We start from the raw sequence: 16,074 nt of genomic DNA, 5'->3' as shown, positions 1-16,074 counted from the left end.
CTCGGGTCAGGGGCGGACGTCGTCGGGCGGTGCGGGCCAGGGCGGGACGCCGGCCGGCGGGCCCTCCCCCAGCGGCGTGGCGAACGCCGGCGGGCGCTTGGCCAGGAACGCGGCCACGCCCTCGGCGGCGTCGGGACCGCGGCCGAGCTCGGCCAGCACCCGCGACTCGAGCCGGTGCGCGTCCCACGGCGAGGGCGCTCCGAGCATCGACCACAGCATCTGCCGGGCCGCGGCGACCGCCACCCCGGAGGTGTTGTCGGCGATCTCCCGGGCCAGGCCGAGCGCGGCGGGCAGCAGGCCGGCATCGGGGACCACCCGGCTGACCAGCCCGCCGCGCAGCGCCTCGGCGGCGCCGAACACCCGGCCGGTGGCCACCCACTCCACCGCCTGGCTGATGCCGACCACCCGCGGCAGGAACCACGTCGACGCCGCCTCCGGGGTGATGCCGCGCCGGGCGAAGACGAAGCCGAACCGGGCGGACTCCGCGGCGATCCGCACGTCCATCGGCAGCACCATCGTCGCGCCGATGCCGACCGCCGGGCCGTTGACCGCGGCGATCACCGGCTTGCGCAGCGCGGCGAACGGCAGCGACGCGACCCCGCCCCAGTCCCGCGCGACGCCGTCGACCGTGCCCTGCACCGGTGGCCCCTCGCCGTGGTCGCGGTCGGCGAAGGTCCCCGAGCCCGCGCCCAGGTCGGCGCCGGCGCAGAACGCCCGCCCCTCCCCGGTGACGACGACGACCCGCACCGCCTCGTCGGCGTCCGCGGCCGCCGCGGCCCGGCCCAGCTCGGCGGCCATCACGGGCGTGAAGGCGTTGAGCCGGTCGGGCCGCGCCAGCGTGATCGTGGCGACGCGGTCGGCGACCTCGTACCGGAGCTGCTCGAACGTCATCCCAGGGCGCCGGCCTCGGCCAGCCGGGCGACGGTGTCGAGGTGCTCGGCGGCGTCCCCGAGCAGCAGCCGGTCCACCTTGGCGCGGCGCCAGTACAGGTGCGCGTCGTGCTCCCAGGTGAACCCGATGCCGCCGTGGACCTGGATCGCCGTCTCGGTGGCCCGCTCGGCGACCTCGGCGGCGTAGGCCGCGGCCGCGGCCGCGGCCAGCGGGAGCTCGGCCGGCGAGGAGTCCGCCGCCCACGCCGCCCACCACACCAGCGAGCGCAGCTGGTCCACGCCCACCCACGCGTCGACCAGCATGTGCTTGACCGCCTGGTAGGAGCCGATGACCCGGCCGAACGCCTCGCGCTGGCGGGCGTACTCCACGGCCATCTGCACCGCGCGGTCGGCGGCGCCGAGGTCCTCGGCGGCCAGGACCACCGCGCCCACCTGGCGGGCCCGCGCCCACAGCTGCCCGGCGTCCTCGGCGAGCACCCGGCGGGAGGTCATCCGCACCGAGGCCAACCCGCGGCTGGCGTCCATCGGCCGGCCCGGGGTCACCTCGCCCTCGCCGGCGACGAGCGCGCCGTCGTCGAGACCGAGGAACAGCGTGGCGTCGGCGGCGTCCAGCGAGGGCGCGGAGCCGGTGACCGGCCCGTCGAGGACGGCGAGCGCGGCCGACCCGTCGGCCAGCTGCGCGGCCAGGTCGGGCGCGGACTCCAGCAGCACCGCGGCGCGCGCGGCGGTGACCAGCGAGGGCCCGGCCAGCACCGCGCCGGCCTGCTCGGCGACGACGGCGAGGTCGAGCACGCTCCCGCCCGCGCCCCCCGCGGACTCCGGCACCGTGATGCCGAGGAAGCCGATGTCGGCCAGCGCCTTGCGCCCCGGCCCCGGGACGCCGGCGCCCTCGAGCGCCGCGCGGGCGGCGGCCGGGGTGACCGAGCCGGTGAAGAACTCGCGCGCGCCGGCGGCGGCCGCGCGCTGGTCGTCGGACAGGTCGAAGTTCACCGGGCACCTCCGGAGAACGGCGCGGTCTTGTCGGTGCGGGGTTCCGGCGGCAGGCCGAGCACCCGCTCGCCGAGGATGTTGCGCAGCACCTGGTCGGTGCCGCCGGCGATCGCGATGCCCGGCACGTAGGCCTGCGCGCGCTGCCAGGTGTCGTCGCCGTCGGCCGTGGCGCCGTACACGGCGTCGTCGCCGAGCAGCCGGACGCCGGCGTCGGCGACCAGCCGGGCCGCGGCGGTGCCGCCGAGCTTGCCGGCGCTGGCCTCCGGGCCGGGCACGCCGCCCTGGGACAGCGTGGTGAACCGCCGGTAACCGGTGTAGCGGGCGGCCAGCGACGCGACCAGCGCCTTCCCCACCGCCTGCCGGGCCAGCGCCTGCCGCGCGGGGTCGAGCGCGGGCAGCCGGTCGCGGGCGTGGGCGGCCAGCGACTCCGGCGCCGGGCCGATGTCGCTGCCGGCGCCGCCGATCGCGACCCGCTCGTTCATCAGCGTGGTGAGCGCGACCCGCCAGCCCTCGCCGGGCTCGCCGAGCCGCTCGGCGTCGGGGATGCGGACGTCGTCGAAGAAGACCTCGTTGAAGTCCGCGCCGCCGCTCATCTGGCGCAGTGGCCGGACGGTCACGCCCGGGGCGTGCATGTCGACGACGAACATCGTCAGCCCGGCGTGCTTGGGCCGGGCCGGGTCGGTGCGGGTGAGCAGGATGCCGAAGTCGGCGACGTGCGCGAGCGTCGTCCACACCTTCTGGCCGTTGACCACCCAGTCGTCGCCGTCGCGGACGGCGGAGGTGCGCAGCGCCGCGAGGTCCGAGCCGGAGCCCGGCTCGCTGAACAGCTGGCACCAGACGTCGTCGGCGCGCAGCAGCCGGGCCAGGTAGCGGGAGCGCTGGTCGTCGCTGCCGTGCGCGATGACCGTGGGCCCGCACATGCCGATGCCGATGTGGTTGATCAGCGTGGGCACCCGGGCGCGGGCCAGCTCCTGCACCACGATCGCCTGCTGCACCAGCGTGCCGCCCTGCCCGCCGTACTCCCGCGGCCACGTGACGCCGACCAGCCCCGCCTCGGCCAGCACCCGCTGGGTGGCCCGCAGCTCCGCCTCGCGGGAGCGCGCGTCGACCGGCTCCCCCGGCGAGACGTGCAGCAGCTCGGACGCGTGCCCGTCGAGCACGGTGCGGACGTGCGCCCGGTAGGACGCCTCCTCGGGGGTGTCGTCGAAGTCCACCCGGTACCTCCTCGTCGTCGAGCAGTACGGGCCGCAGCGTGACAGCGGTCACCCTCGACGGTCAACGGTGACTGTTCAGCGGCGCGCCGGGGCCCTAGCCTGCGGCGAGTGAGCGCCGACCCCCTCCCGGACGACGGCCCGCGCAGCCGGTCGACCCGCACGGCCGACAGCCGGGCGCTGATCCTCGACGCCGCCGTCGCGTGCCTGGTCGAGTCCGGGTACGCCGGCGCCTCCACCCTGGCCGTGCAGGCCCGGGCCGGGGTGTCCCGCGGCCGGCTGCTGCACCACTTCCCCTCCCGCGCCGAGCTCCTGGTCGCCGCCGCCGGGCACCTGTCGAGCACGCTGCTGGCCGGGGTGGAGGAGCGCGCGGCGGCGGTGATGGCCGACGAGCCGGCCGGGCCCGAGCGGATCGACCGGGCGATCGACCTCATGTGGGCGACGTTCCAGGAGCCGCCGTTCTGGGCGGCGATGGAGCTGTGGGTGGCCGCCCGCACCGACCCGCAGCTGCGGGCGGCGCTGCGGGTCGAGGAGCGCCGGCTGCGCGCGGCGATCCGCCGGGTGGCCGACGGGATCTGGGGCCCGCGGATCGCCTCGGCCCCCCGCTACGCCGAGGTGTGCGAGCTGCTGTTCACCAGCATGCGCGGGGTGGCCTGCGTGTACGCCTTCGAGGAGCGGCCCGCCGCCACCGACCCGCACCTCACGCTCTGGAAGGGGCTCGCCGCGCGGATGCTGACGCCGCCCGCGGAGGGCTGACGGCGCGGCCGCGCCCGGGCCACCATGCGGGTGCATGACGAGCGGCACCCGCGACGGACCCGGCACCGGCTACGTCCTCGGCGACACCGACCCCGAGCTGGCCCGGCTCGACGTGCTCGCCCGCCTCTACGCCCCGGCCACCGCCGCGTGGCTGGACGGCGCCGGCCTGGCCCCGGGCGCGTCGGTCGTCGACCTCGGCTGCGGCCCCGGGGTGGCCGCGCTGGCCGCCGCGGAGCGGGTGGGACCCACGGGCCGGGTGGTCGGCGTCGACGCCTCGGACCGCCACCTGGCGGTGGCCCGGCGGCGGGCGGCGGAGGCCGGCTCCGCCCACGTCGAGTTCGTGCGGGCCGACGTCACGACCTGGTCCCCGGACGCGCCGGTGGACGCGGTCCTCGGGCGGCTGGTGCTGCTGCACCTGCCCGACCCGGTCGCGCTGGTCGCCCGCACGGCCGCGCTGGTGCGCCCGGGCGGGGTGGTCGCCTTCCAGGACGTCGTCCTCACCAGCCGGGCCGCGCACCCGCCGCTGCCGCTGCTGACCACCTACGACGGGTGGCTGCGCACCGCGCTCGGCCGCTCCGGCGTCCCCCTGGACGCCGGCCTGCGGCTGACCGGCGTCTTCCGCGCCGCCGGGCTGCCCGACCCCGTGCTCACCTCCGCCCAGCCGCTGGAGCGGGGCGGCGACGCGGCCGGGTGGGCGATCGTCGCCGGCGACGTCACCAGCCTGCTTCCGGTCCTCGAGCGCACCGGCACGGCCACCGCCGCCGAGGTGGGACCGCAGGACTTCGAGCGGCGGCTGCGCGCCGAGGCCGCCGCCGCGGACGCCGTCCTGGTCAACCCGATGCTCGTCGGGGCGGTCGCCCGGGTGCCCTGACGGTCAGGGTTGACCGCCCCCCGCCGCCCCGCCAGCATGACGCAGGTCACACCCGGCGGCGGCGCAGGAGGAACCCGTGGACGACCCGACCCCCCGGCTGCAGGGGCGCGGCATGACGATCGCCGACCAGCTCGCCCGCTGGGCCCGGCGCACTCCCGACGCGGTGGCCGTGCGCTTCTCGGGCACCGGCCGCACCTACGCCGAGCTCGACGAGCGGGTCACCCGGCTGGCGCGGGCGCTGGCCGACCGGGGCGTGGCCGGGGGCGACCGGGTGGCCGTGCTCGGGCTCAACGGGATCGAGGTCTGGGAGTCCTACCTCGCCGGAGTGCGGCTGGGCGCGATCGTCGTCCCGGTCAACTTCCGCCTGGTCGCCGACGAGGTGGCCTACGTGCTCACCGACAGCGGGGCGGCCGCCCTGGTGGTCGATCCCGCGCTGGCCGGCGTCGCGGCGAAGGCGCGCGAGCAGGCACCCGGCGTGCACACCGTCCTGACCATCGGCCAGGACTACGAGGACGCGCTCGCGGCGGCGTCCGCCGAGCCGCTCGACGTCGAGGTCGACGAGGCGGCGCCCGCCTTCATCATGTACACCTCCGGCACCACCGGCCGGCCCAAGGGCGCCGTCCTCACCCACCACAACCTGCTGATGCACGTGTTCAGCCAGGTGGCCACCCTCGGGGTGGGCCCGGACGACCGGGTGGGGGCGCCCGGGGCGCCGCTGTTCCACATCGCCGGGCTGGCCGGCGGGCTGCCGCCCCTGCTGCTCGGCGGCACCCACGTCATCCTCGCCTCGGGCGGCTTCGACCCGGTGGCGGTGCTCGACCTCATCGAGCGGGAGCGGATCTCCAACCTCTTCCTCGTGCCCGCGATGTGGGCGGCGGTGGTCGCGGTGCCGGGGATCGCCGAGCGCGACCTGTCCTGCCTCAAGCGGATCTCCTGGGGCGCGGCGCCGGCGTCGACCACCCTGCTGCGGGCGATGATCGACACGTTCCCGCAGGCCGAGGTGGTCACCGCCTTCGGCCAGACCGAGTGCAGCCCGGTCACCTGCCTGCTCCGCGGCGAGGACTCGATCCGCAAGATCGGCTCGGTCGGGACGCCGATGCTCAACGTCGAGGTCCGCGTCGTGGACGACGCCATGCAGGACGTGCCGCGCGGCGAGGTGGGCGAGATCGTCTACCGCAGCCCGATGGTGATGGAGGAGTACTGGGGCAAGCCCGAGGCGACGGCGGAGGCGTTCGCCGGCGGCTGGTTCCACTCGGGCGACCTCGTGCGCGAGGACGAGGACGGCTACCTCTACGTCGTCGACCGCAAGAAGGACATGATCATCACCGGCGGCGAGAACGTGTACTGCGCCGAGGTGGAGGACGCGCTGGCCGCGCACCCCGGCGTCGCCGAGGTCGCGCTCATCGGGGTGCCCGACCCGCGCTGGGGCGAGGCGCCGCTGGCGGTGATCGCGCCGCGGGACCCGGAGAACCCGCCCACCCCCGCCGAGCTGTCGGCCTGGTGCGGCGAGCGGCTGGCCCGCTACAAGCACCCGCGCGAGTACTCGGTCGTGTCCGCGCTGCCGCGCAACCCCAGCGGCAAGGTGCTCAAGACCGCGCTGCGCGAGGAGCACCGCGCCGGCTCGCTGGTCTCCGACCCCGCCGTCTGACGCCGAGCTGTGCGGTGTGCACAGCCGCCGGTGTGCACAACGCTGCGTGACAGCGGATGTGAGCTGTACCACGCTGACGAGGCCCTGTTCCGGACGGAAGGACACGCATGACCGCCACGCACCCTGCGCCCACTGACGCCGCGCAGGAGCCCGCCGCCAGCTGGCCGCCGGGCCTGCCCCGCTCGCTGGAGTACCCGCCGGTGCCGGTCGGGTCGATCCTGCGCGCCGCGGTGCGCCGCTGGGGCACGCGGACGGCGTTCGTCGACCACGACGTCGAGCTGACCTTCGAGGAGCTCGGCGCGCGGGCCGCCGCGGTCGCCAACTGGCTGGCCGACCACGGCGTGGGCCGCGGCGACGTCGTCGCGGTGCACATCCCGAACTGCCGCCAGTACCCGGCCGTCTACTACGGCGTGGTGATGGCCGGCGCCGTCTTCTCCCCCACCAACCCGCTGCTGCCCGCCGCCGACCTCGCCGCCCAGCTCACCGACGCCGGCGCCAAGGTCCTGGTCACCTGGGACCAGGTGCTGCCGTTCGTCCGCGGCGCGCTCGAGGCCACGCCGGTGCAGACCGTCGTCGTCACCGGGGAGGGGCACGCCCTCGACTTCGCCGCCCGGCTCGAGGGCCTGCAGGCCACCGACGTCGACCTGGCCGACCTGCTGGCCGCCGACCCCACCGACCGGCACCTCGACGCCGGGCTCGACCCCGCCGCCGACCTCGCGCACCTGGCCTACACCGGCGGCACGACCGGGGTGAGCAAGGGCGTGGAGCTGCCGCACCGCAACGTGGTCACCAACGTGCTGCAGTCCTCGTGCTGGACCTCCGGGTCGCTGCCCGAGCTCGACGAGGCCGGGGACGTCACGATCCGCCAGGTGCTCGGCGAGGACGAGTGCCCGACCCGGCTCGGCGAGGCCGTGCTGATCAACCTCACGCCGTGGTTCCACGCCATGGGCGCGATCGGCTACCTCAACGGCATGGTCATGGGCGGCACCACCACCGTGATCCACATGCGCTTCGACCCGGTGAGGTACGTCGAGGACGCCAAGCGCTACCGGGTGACCAGCATCGGCGGCGCCCCGCCGGTGTTCGTCGCGCTGCTGCAGGTGCCCGGCTTCGCCGAGCAGGACTGGTCGCACGTCCGCGGCGTCTCCAGCGGCGCCGCGCCGCTGCCGGTGTCGCTCATCGAGCGGCTGCAGGCGCTGCTGCCCAACGCGGTCATCGGCGAGGGCTACGGCCTGACCGAGGTCACGATGATGGCCACCGGCAACCCGACGTTCCGCTCGGGCACCCGCAAGGCCGGCACGGTCGGCGTGCCGATCTTCGACACCGAGATCACCATCCGGCCCCTCGGCGGCGGCGACCCGCTGCCCGCCGGCGAGCGCGGCGAGGTGTGCATCCGCGGCCCGCAGGTCATGCGCGGCTACGCGCACCGGCCCGAGGCCACCGCGGAGGCGATCGACGCCGACGGCTGGTTCCACAGCGGCGACGTCGGCATCCTCGACGAGGACGGCTTCCTGGCGATCGTCGACCGCACCAAGGACATGCTGCTCTACAAGGGCTACAACGTGTTCCCGCGCGAGCTGGAGGAGATCCTCTTCGGCGTGCCGGGCGTGGCCGGCGCCGCGGTCGTCGGCCGGCCCGACGAGGCGGCCGGGGAGCTGCCGGTGGCCTACGTCGTCCGCAGGGCCGACGACGCCGGGGCGGCGCTGACCGCCGAGTCGGTGATGGCCGCGGTCAACGACCGGGTCACCCACTACAAGCGGCTGCGCGACGTCGTCTTCATCGACGCCATCCCCGTGTCGGCGGCGGGCAAGGTGCTCAAGCGGGAGCTGGCCGCCCGCGAGCGCGAGGCGGTGGCCGGCGGCTGACCCGATCGGGGCGGTGCGCGCCGGCATCCCGGTGCGCACCGCCCCCGCTCGCTATCGTCGCCGGACGTGATGGGCGGACACGGGCCGGGCGAGGACCCGCACACCGGGGTGCAGATCGCGCACGTCGAGCAGTCCCCGGTCCGCCAGGTGTGGCAGCGGGTCGTGCTGGCGGCGTTCTTCCTCGCCCTGACCGTGTTCATCGTCTGGCTGGACCGCGACTCCTACCGCGACGGCGACGAGGTCGGCATCTCGCTGCTCGACGCGATCTACTACTCCACGGTCACCCTCTCGACCACCGGCTACGGCGACATCACGCCGATCACCGAGGGCGCGCGGCTGGTGAACATCCTGTTCATCACGCCGCTGCGCGTCATGTTCCTGATCGTCCTCATCGGCACCACGCTCGAGGCGCTCACCGCGCGCTCGCGCGAGGAGTTCCGCATCCGACGCTGGAGGTCCCGCGTGCGTCAGCACGTCATCGTGTGCGGCTACGGCACCAAGGGCCGCAGCGCCGTCCGCTCGCTGCGGGCCACCGGCACGCCGCTGGAGAACATCGTCATCGTCGACGGCGACCAGCGGGCCATCGACGAGGCCAACTCGATCGGCCTGACCGGCATCGTCGGCGACGCCGGGCGCACCGACGTGCTGCGCCGCGCGCACGTCGAGCGGGCCCGCGCGGTGATCGTGGCGGCCAACCGCGACGACGCCTCGGTGCTCATCACCCTCACCGTGCGCCAGCTCAACCCGAGCGTGCCGATCACCACCTCCGTGCGCGAGGAGGAGAACGCGCAGCTGCTGCGCCAGTCCGGCGCCGACACCGTCATCACCACCTCGGCGACGTCGGGCCGGCTGCTGGGCCTGTCCACCGACAGCCCGCGGGTGGTCTCGGTGGTCGAGGACCTGCTCACCGGCGGGCAGGGCCTGGACCTCTCCCAGCGCGTGGTCTCCTCCGGCGAGGTCGGCCTGGGCCCGCGCGACCTGCGCGACATCGTGCTGTCGGTGACCCGCGGCGGGCGCACGCTGCGCTTCGACGACCCGCTGATCGGCACGCTGCAGAGCGAGGACGTGCTCGTCGTCGTCCGCTCGCACGGCCCCGACGGTCAGGTGTTCGCGCGCACGTAGGTGCGGGTCGGCTCACCGCGGCCGCGCAGCTCCACCTCCGCGTCGGGCACCCAGTGCGCGGCCTCGCCGCCGCCGGCGGCCCGGACGGCGGCCTCGCTGGCCACCGCCCGCCCCGGCCGGTCCTTGGCCAGCTCGGTGAGCCGGGCGGCCTCGTTCACCGGGTCGCCGATGACGGTGTACTCCAGCCGGCTGGCGGTGCCCACCTGCCCGGCCCACGCCGGCCCGCAGGCCACGCCGACGCCGACGTCGACCTCCCCGGCGCGCGCGACGTCGGCGCAGATCCGGCGGGCGGCGCGCAGCGCGGCACCGGAGGCGTCCGGGTGCGCGGTGGGCGCGCCGAACACGCACAGCGCGGCGTCGCCCTCGAACTTGTCCACCAGCCCGCCCTCGGCCTCGACCGCGGCGACGACCACGGCGAAGAACCGGTTGAGCAGGCCGACCATCCCCTCCGGGCCGGTGCGCCGCACGAGCGCGGTCGACCCGACGACGTCGACGAACAGCGCCGCCACCGGCCGCAGCTCCCCGCCCAGCGAGGCGCCCTCGGCCAGCGCCCGCGCGGCGACCGTCGTCCCGACGTGCCGGCCGAACAGGTCGCGCAGCCGCTCCCGCTCGGCCAGGCCGGCGGCCATCGTGTTGACGCCCTCCTGCAGCAGGCCGATCTCGCCGGCGTCGTCGACGGTGACGCTCGCGGTGTAGTCCCCGGCGCCGACCCGCTGCACCACCTGCCGCAGGTCGCGCAGCGGCTGCCCGACCGCGCGGGCGGTGAGCAGGGTGGCCAGCCCGCCGACGAGCACGGCGACGACGGCGAGGAAGACGACGGCGGTGCGGCCGGGGCCGCCGGGGTTGCTCGGGTCGGCGAACAGCAGCACGACGCCGAGCAGCGGGACCGCGCTGGTCAGGCCCCAGGTGAGCAGCAGGCGCGGGCGGACGCCGAGGGCCAGCCGGCCGGCCGGCGGGTGCGCGGCCAGCGCGCGGGTGGTGAGCGCGCGGGCGGCGCGGGCGACGAGCAGGTAGACCACGCCGGCGGTGACCGCGCCGCCGAGCAGCGCGACGACGCCGACCCGCAGGCCGACCAGCGGGTCGGGGAAGGTGACCGCCGCGACGGCGCCGGCGAGGACCGCGCCGGCCAGCCACACCACGGCGGCGATCAGCGCGGCGTCCACCGGCAGCCGCAGCGCGCGGGCGGCCTCGGCCGGGGTGGGGTCGCGGCCGGCGAGCAGCCAGGCGGTGGTGGCCCGCTGGCGGCGCAGCCCGGCGAGGGTGGCGGCGGGCAGCGCGACGAGCAGGTAGGCCAGCGCGGCGAGCAGCGTGGGGCCGCGGCCGGCGTCGTCCCCGTCGTCGGAGACGCCGAGCAGCAGCAGGGTGACGGTGCCGACGCCGACCAGGTCGGCGACGACGACCAGCGCGACGATGAGCGGGACGGCGATCCGGCCGCTCGGCGCCCAGGCCAGCACGTCCTCGGCGCGGCGGGCGGCCGTGCGGGCGCTGTCCGGGATCACGGGAGGCTCAACGACCCCGGCGGGGCCGGGACACGGTCAGACCGGCAGGGCGGCGAGTTCGGCGGCCAGGCGGGCGTCGGACAGGACGAGGTCGGCGGCGGTGGTGTGCCGGCCGGCCACCAGCAGCAGCGGCCAGGCGCGCTCGTCGTCGGCCGAGGCGGTGGCCGCGACCAGGCCGGCCTGCGCCACGGCGCGGCACGCGATCGGGTTCACGCCCCCGGTCATCGGCACCGGCGCGGACGGGGTGCAGCCGGGCGGCGGACCCCACCCGGGGGGATGAGATCCGGGCTCGCCGGCGGTCCGCCCTGCATGGACTCCGACGAGGTGCAGGTCCGCCGGGTGCTGGCGGCGTGGGCGCAGGCCGTGCGGCGCGCCGACGTCGACGCGGTGACCGCCGTGCACACCGGCGACGTCGTGCTGTTCGACGTCCCGCCGCCGATGGTGGTGACCGGGATCGACGACTACCTGCGGCAGTGGCGGCTGTTCTGGGACGCGCAGGGCGAGGGCCTGTTCGACGTCTCCGGGCTGACCGTGGTCGCCGGGGACGGCGTCGCCTTCGCGCACGGCCTGCTCCGGGTCGGCGCGGCCGGCACCGAGGGCTTCGAGGTGCGGCTGACCGTGGGGCTGCGCCGGGTGGGCGGGCGCTGGCTGGTCACCCACGAGCACCACTCGGTGCCCGCGGACTGAGGACCGGGTCAGCCGGCGCCGTCAGGAGTCGATCATCGCCTGCGTGCACGGGACACGCGCGGACACGCCTGCGACGCGTGCACACATCCGATGACCATCGAGTCGTCGGCGCGCGGCCGCGGGGCTCAGGGGCGGGCGGCGCGGACGGCGTCGGCCAGCGGGGTCACCGGCCGGCCGAGCAGCGCGGCGAGGTCGGCGTCGCCGGTGTCGAGCTCGCCGTTCGCGATCGAGGTGTCGATGGCGGCGACGAACCCGGCGGTGCCGGCGTCGAGGCCGGCGCCCTGCAGGGTCGCGACGAGCTCGTCGGCCGGCAGGTCGCGGTAGCGGACCGTCGTCCCGGTGGCCTCGGTGACGGCGGCCGCGAGCTCGGCGAGGGTCACGCCCGGGCCGCCGACCTCGAGGACGACGGTGCCCTCCTCGTCGGCCAGCAGCGCGGCCGCGGCGGCGACGGCGTAGTCCGCGCGCGGGGCGATCGACACCCGGCCCTCCCCCGCGGCGCCGACGATCTCGCCGGTGGCGAGGTACCGGTCCAGCTGCGCGGTGTAGTTCTCGAGGTACCAGCTGTTGCGCAGGACGGTCACCGGGACGTCCGCCTTCAGCAGCACCGCCTCGGTCCCGCGGTGCTCGGGGGCGAGCGGGTTGGCCGAGGTGTCGGCCCGCGCGATCGACGTGTAGACGATCCGCTGCACCCCGGCGGCGACCGCCGCCTCGACGACGGCCTCGTGCTGGGCGACCCGCTGCCCCGGCTCGCTGCCGGAGACCAGCAGCAGCCGGTCGACGCCGGCCAGGGCCGCGGGCAGGGTGTCCGGCCGCGAGTAGTCGCCGTGGCGGACCTGGACGCCGCGGCCGGCCAGGTCGGCGGCGGCCTCGGGACGGCGGACGACGGCGACGACGTCGGACGCCGGGACGCCGCGGTCGAGCAGCTCCTCGACGGCGCGGCGGCCGAGGTGGCCGGTGGCTCCGGTGACGGCGTAGGTGGTCATGCGGGCGCTCTCCTCGTGCGGACGATGTGCTTGCAGGTTCAACAACCCGGCGGCCGGTCCGCGTCATCCCGGCGCGGCCGCGCGTCCTCCGACCGGTGGACGCGGGGCGGCCGGGCCACCGGCCCGTTTGCGCGACCGCCGGATCGCGCCGACCCTGGTTCCGCGGGGCTCGCGTGCTGACCGTGTGCGCACACCTCTCCCGCCGGGGACGCCGTCCCCCCACCGCACACCGCTCCCGCCGGGGACGCCGTCCCCCCACCGCACACCGAACGGAGGTTCGCCCGCGCCTGCGCGCGGACGGGTACCAGTGAGCTCCACCCCACCCGGACACCCCGACGGCGCGGCGGCCGGACCGGCCCTCGTCCCGTCCTCCGCAGACCCGCACCCCGCCATCGCCGAGCCGCCACCCCCGGCGGCCGACGCGCGGGGCCGGCTCGACCGCGCCGTGTTCGCCGTCGCCGCGGTCCTGGCCCTCGCCTTCCTCGCCTGGGGGTTCGTCAGCCCGGCCGGCCTGGGCTCGGCCAGCAGCACCGCGCTGGTCTGGATCGAGTCGAACCTCGGGTGGCTGTTCGTCACCCTCGCCTCGGCGTTCGTCGTCTTCGTGCTGTGGCTGGCGGCCAGCCGGTACGGCCGCATCCCGCTCGGCCGCGACGACGAGGCGCCGGAGTTCCGCACCGTCTCGTGGATCGCGATGATGTTCAGCGCCGGGATGGGCATCGGGCTGATGTTCTACGGCGTCGCCGAGCCGCTCGCGCACTACGTCTCACCGCCGCCGCGCACGGTGGCCGCCGAGACGCCCGAGGCGGTGCAGACCGCCATGGCCACGACGCTGTTCCACTGGTCGCTGCACCCGTGGGCGATCTACGCGGTGGTCGGGCTGGCCATCGCCTACGGCGTGTTCCGCCGCGGCCGCCGGCAGCTGGTCAGCGCGGCGTTCGAGCCGCTGTTCGGCCGGCGCCGCACCGAGGGCTGGGCCGGCCGGGTGGTCGACGTCCTGGCCATCTTCGCGACGCTGTTCGGGTCGGCGGCCTCCCTCGGCCTCGGCGCCCTGCAGATCGGCAGCGGCGTGGAGATCCTGGGTTGGGCCGGGGACGTCGGCAACGGCGTCCTGGTCGGGATCATCGCCGTGCTGACCGCCGCGTTCGTCGCGTCCGCGGTCTCCGGCGTCGCCCGGGGCATCCAGTGGCTGTCCAACGTCAACATGGTGCTGGCCCTGGTCCTCGCCGTGTTCGTCTTCGTGGCGGGGCCGACCGTGCTGATCCTCAACCTGGTCCCCGGCGCGGTCGGCAGCTATGCCGCGGACCTGGCCCGGATGGCCGCCCGCACCGAGGCCAGCGGCGGCGAGGCGACGGCGACGTGGCTGCGCGGCTGGACGGTCTTCTACTGGGCCTGGTGGATCTCCTGGACGCCGTTCGTCGGCGTCTTCCTCGCCCGGATCAGCCGCGGCCGGACCATCCGCCAGTTCGTCACCGGCGTCCTGCTGGTGCCGAGCGCGGTCAGCCTCGTGTGGTTCGCCGTCTTCGGCGGGGCCGGCATCGCCGCCCAGCGGTCCGGGGCGGACGTCGCCGGCCAGGCCACCTCCGAGGGGCAGCTGTTCGGCGTGCTGGAGCAGTACCCGCTGGCCACCGCGATGACGGTGCTGGTCATGGTGCTGGTGGCGGTCTTCTTCGTCTCCGGGGCCGACGCCGCCTCGATCGTCATGGGTTCGCTGTCCGAGCGCGGCACCCTGCGACCGCGCCGCGGGACGGTGGTCTTCTGGGGCGTGGTCATGGGCGCCGTCGCGGCGGTGATGCTGCTGGTCGGAGGCGGGGAGGCGCTCACCGGCCTGCAGAACCTGACGATCATCGCGGCGCTGCCGTTCGCGCTGGTCATGGTCGGCCTGGCCGTCTCGCTGGCGAAGGACGTGCGCACCGACCCGCTGGTGCTGCGCCGCACCTACGCCGTCGAGGCGGTCGAGCAGGCCGTCGTGGAGGGCATCAGCCGGCACGGCGAGGACTTCGCGCTGGTCGTGGAGGCCGGCGGGGACGGCGCGCCGGAGGTCCCGTCGGTGCGGGTCACGGGGAACACCGCCGGGCACGCGCCCGCGGGCGACACCGCCGGGCACGCGCCCGCGCGCGACGGCGCGGAGCCGGCCGCCCGGGCGCGGCCGGGTGGGTAGCCGCACCGCGGTGCGGATCCCGGGGACGGGGGCCCGGACGGGCGAGCTGCTGCGGCGGCCGTGGGTGCAGCGTGCGGTGCGGGCGGCGCTGGCGGCCGCGCTCGCCTGGCAGGTGGCGGTCCTGCTGCCGCCGCCGTTCACCCAGTACGCGTACTACGCGCCGCTGGGCGCGGTCATCGCGGTGCACCCGACGGTCGCCGACTCCGCGGCCGCGGCCTGGCGGACGGTGCTGGCCATCCTGCTGGGCTTCGGCCTCGGCGTCACGGTGCACCAGCTCACCGCCGAGGCGCTGCCCGGCACGCTCACCATCGCGCTGATCGTCGCGCTGGCGGTGGGCGTCGAGCAGTGGCGGGTGCTGCAGGAGCACGCGAGCTGGGTGAGCTTCGCCGCGGTCCTCATGCTCACCGTCGGGACGGCGGCCGACCCCGCGCGCTACGCCGTCGCCTACGCCGGGCTGACGCTGCTCGGCGCGGCGACCGGCGTCCTGGTCACCACCGTGCTGTTCCCGCCGATGCAGCTCACCGCGGCCGTCCGGGCGATCGCGACCACCCGGGCGCTGCTGGCCCGGCACCTGCACGACATCGCCGGCGGCCTGCGGCACGGCGAGCTGCCCGCGCCGGGGGCGTGGGCGCGGCCCCGGCGGGACCTGGACGCCGCGCTGGACCGGATGCGCGCGGCCGAGGCCGTCGTCGAACGCGCCCGGCGGGCCAACCCACGGGCCCGGCGCTGGGGCGGCACCGCCGCGCGGGTCCGGGAGGAGTCGCGCGCCCTGGACCGGGTCGCCGTCCTCGTCGACGACCTGACCACGCTCGTGGCCCACCTGCCCCCGGACCGCCGCGGCATCGACCGCATCGACGGCGGGACCGGCTGGCTGCTCGCCGACGCGCTCGACGGCCTCGCCCTGGTGGTGAGCGCCGGGTCCGCCGCCGGCGAGGACGACGCGGTCCGCGAGGCCGGGGCCGCGCTGCGGCGGCTCACCGCGCTGCTCCGCGCGTCCACGGCGGCCGACGACGAGGGGTTCGTCGCGCTCGGCGCGGTCGCCGTCGGCATGTACCGGTCGCTGGACACGCTGCAGGCCCGCCCCCGGCGGGAGGGGCCGGTGCACCTGCCGCGGACGCCCCGCCCCGGGCAGCGGGTGCCCGGCGACGCCTGACCCGCGGGCCGCGGGACCGGCCGCGCAGGCGCGCCGACGGCACGTCACGACAGGCGCGACGGTCCGGACCGTGTCCCCGGCCGGGGTGGGGGGACCTGGCCAGGGAGGACCGACCGGCGTACCCACGGGCGACCCGCGGCTCGCCCACCAGCCGGCGGCAGACCGTCGACCGGCAGCCGCGGGAGCCGGCCCCGGTCCCGGGTCCCTCGACCCTGGGCCGCCCGGGTGCCGGCTCCCTACG

The 16,074-nt window shown here is 76.8% G+C and carries 14 protein-coding genes; 8 read left to right on the top strand and 6 right to left on the bottom strand.

The window, feature by feature from the left end:
- Positions 1–6: 6 nt before the first annotated feature.
- The 3 genes from ACI8AA_RS07265 to ACI8AA_RS07255 are packed head-to-tail and all read right to left on the bottom strand — an operon-like array spanning position 7 to position 3,094.
- Entirely contained in the window at positions 7–891 is an 885-nt protein-coding gene (locus ACI8AA_RS07265; RefSeq protein ID WP_457043859.1) for an enoyl-CoA hydratase-related protein, read from the bottom strand.
- On the bottom strand, positions 888–1,880 hold the full coding sequence (locus ACI8AA_RS07260) for an acyl-CoA dehydrogenase family protein (RefSeq protein WP_457043819.1): 993 nt from the start codon (positions 1,878–1,880) through the stop codon (positions 888–890). Before ACI8AA_RS07260 ends, ACI8AA_RS07265 begins: the two co-directional genes overlap by 4 nt.
- A complete protein-coding gene (locus ACI8AA_RS07255; protein WP_457043818.1) occupies positions 1,877–3,094 on the bottom strand; it encodes an acyl-CoA dehydrogenase family protein in 1,218 nt (405 codons plus the stop codon). Before ACI8AA_RS07255 ends, ACI8AA_RS07260 begins: the two co-directional genes overlap by 4 nt.
- Positions 3,095–3,202: 108 nt before the next feature.
- On the opposite strand from ACI8AA_RS07255, the gene ACI8AA_RS07250 reads away from it, so the two are divergent.
- The 5 genes from ACI8AA_RS07250 to ACI8AA_RS07230 all read left to right on the top strand — a co-directional run bounded on the left by ACI8AA_RS07250 (position 3,203) and on the right by ACI8AA_RS07230 (position 9,353).
- Entirely contained in the window at positions 3,203–3,847 is a 645-nt protein-coding gene (locus ACI8AA_RS07250; RefSeq protein ID WP_457043817.1) for a TetR/AcrR family transcriptional regulator, read from the top strand.
- 34 nt (positions 3,848–3,881) lie between these two features.
- A complete protein-coding gene (locus ACI8AA_RS07245; protein ID WP_457043816.1) occupies positions 3,882–4,718 on the top strand; it encodes a class I SAM-dependent methyltransferase in 837 nt (278 codons plus the stop codon).
- 76 nt (positions 4,719–4,794) lie between these two features.
- Positions 4,795–6,366, top strand: coding sequence for a long-chain-fatty-acid--CoA ligase (locus tag ACI8AA_RS07240; RefSeq protein ID WP_457043815.1), 1,572 nt, complete (start codon positions 4,795–4,797; stop codon positions 6,364–6,366).
- Between the two features lie 107 nt (positions 6,367–6,473).
- Positions 6,474–8,231 carry a class I adenylate-forming enzyme family protein gene (locus ACI8AA_RS07235; RefSeq protein WP_457043814.1) on the top strand — a complete coding sequence of 586 codons (1,758 nt, stop codon included), beginning with the start codon at positions 6,474–6,476 and terminating at the stop codon, positions 8,229–8,231.
- 69 nt (positions 8,232–8,300) lie between these two features.
- Positions 8,301–9,353 (top strand): potassium channel family protein, encoded by a 1,053-nt coding sequence (locus ACI8AA_RS07230; protein WP_457043858.1) that lies wholly within the window; start codon positions 8,301–8,303, stop codon positions 9,351–9,353.
- Here the strand turns inward: ACI8AA_RS07230 and ACI8AA_RS07225 are convergent.
- Together ACI8AA_RS07225 and ACI8AA_RS07220 are read right to left on the bottom strand one after the other, a co-directional pair.
- Entirely contained in the window at positions 9,332–10,852 is a 1,521-nt protein-coding gene (locus ACI8AA_RS07225) for an adenylate/guanylate cyclase domain-containing protein (protein WP_457043813.1), read from the bottom strand. The genes ACI8AA_RS07230 and ACI8AA_RS07225 overlap by 22 nt on opposite strands.
- A gap of 36 nt (positions 10,853–10,888) precedes the next feature.
- A complete protein-coding gene (locus tag ACI8AA_RS07220) occupies positions 10,889–11,065 on the bottom strand; it encodes a hypothetical protein (protein WP_457043812.1) in 177 nt (58 codons plus the stop codon).
- 96 nt (positions 11,066–11,161) lie between these two features.
- On the opposite strand from ACI8AA_RS07220, the gene ACI8AA_RS07215 reads away from it, so the two are divergent.
- Positions 11,162–11,539 carry a YybH family protein gene (locus ACI8AA_RS07215; RefSeq protein ID WP_457043811.1) on the top strand — a complete coding sequence of 126 codons (378 nt, stop codon included), beginning with the start codon at positions 11,162–11,164 and terminating at the stop codon, positions 11,537–11,539.
- 125 nt (positions 11,540–11,664) lie between these two features.
- On the opposite strand, the gene ACI8AA_RS07210 is transcribed toward ACI8AA_RS07215, so the two are convergent.
- Positions 11,665–12,522, bottom strand: coding sequence for an NAD(P)H-binding protein (locus tag ACI8AA_RS07210; protein WP_457043810.1), 858 nt, complete (start codon positions 12,520–12,522; stop codon positions 11,665–11,667).
- Positions 12,523–12,829: 307 nt separating this feature from the next.
- Here ACI8AA_RS07210 and ACI8AA_RS07205 point away from each other — a divergent pair, with 307 nt between their 5' ends.
- On the top strand, positions 12,830–14,680 hold the full coding sequence (locus ACI8AA_RS07205) for a BCCT family transporter (RefSeq protein WP_457043809.1): 1,851 nt from the start codon (positions 12,830–12,832) through the stop codon (positions 14,678–14,680).
- On the top strand, positions 14,673–15,833 hold the full coding sequence (locus ACI8AA_RS07200) for an FUSC family protein (RefSeq protein WP_457043808.1): 1,161 nt from the start codon (positions 14,673–14,675) through the stop codon (positions 15,831–15,833). The genes ACI8AA_RS07205 and ACI8AA_RS07200 overlap by 8 nt, the downstream gene beginning before the upstream one ends.
- Positions 15,834–16,074 lie beyond the last annotated feature (241 nt).

It is taken from the genome of Geodermatophilus sp. SYSU D01180 (assembly GCF_054050415.1).
Note: the sequence above shows the minus strand (reverse complement) of the source record. Positions and strands in the feature narration are given on the sequence as shown.

Excerpts from the sequence above, each read along its gene's own strand:
- ACI8AA_RS07265 (WP_457043859.1), bottom strand. The coding sequence starts at position 891 with ATGACGTTCGAGCAGCTCCGGTACGAGGTCGCCGACCGCGTCGCCACG.
- ACI8AA_RS07215 (WP_457043811.1), top strand. The coding sequence starts at position 11,162 with ATGGACTCCGACGAGGTGCAGGTCCGCCGGGTGCTGGCGGCGTGGGCG.
- ACI8AA_RS07235 (WP_457043814.1), top strand. The coding sequence starts at position 6,474 with ATGACCGCCACGCACCCTGCGCCCACTGACGCCGCGCAGGAGCCCGCC.
- ACI8AA_RS07230 (WP_457043858.1), top strand. The coding sequence starts at position 8,301 with ATGGGCGGACACGGGCCGGGCGAGGACCCGCACACCGGGGTGCAGATC.
- ACI8AA_RS07210 (WP_457043810.1), bottom strand. The coding sequence starts at position 12,522 with ATGACCACCTACGCCGTCACCGGAGCCACCGGCCACCTCGGCCGCCGC.
- ACI8AA_RS07245 (WP_457043816.1), top strand. The coding sequence starts at position 3,882 with ATGACGAGCGGCACCCGCGACGGACCCGGCACCGGCTACGTCCTCGGC.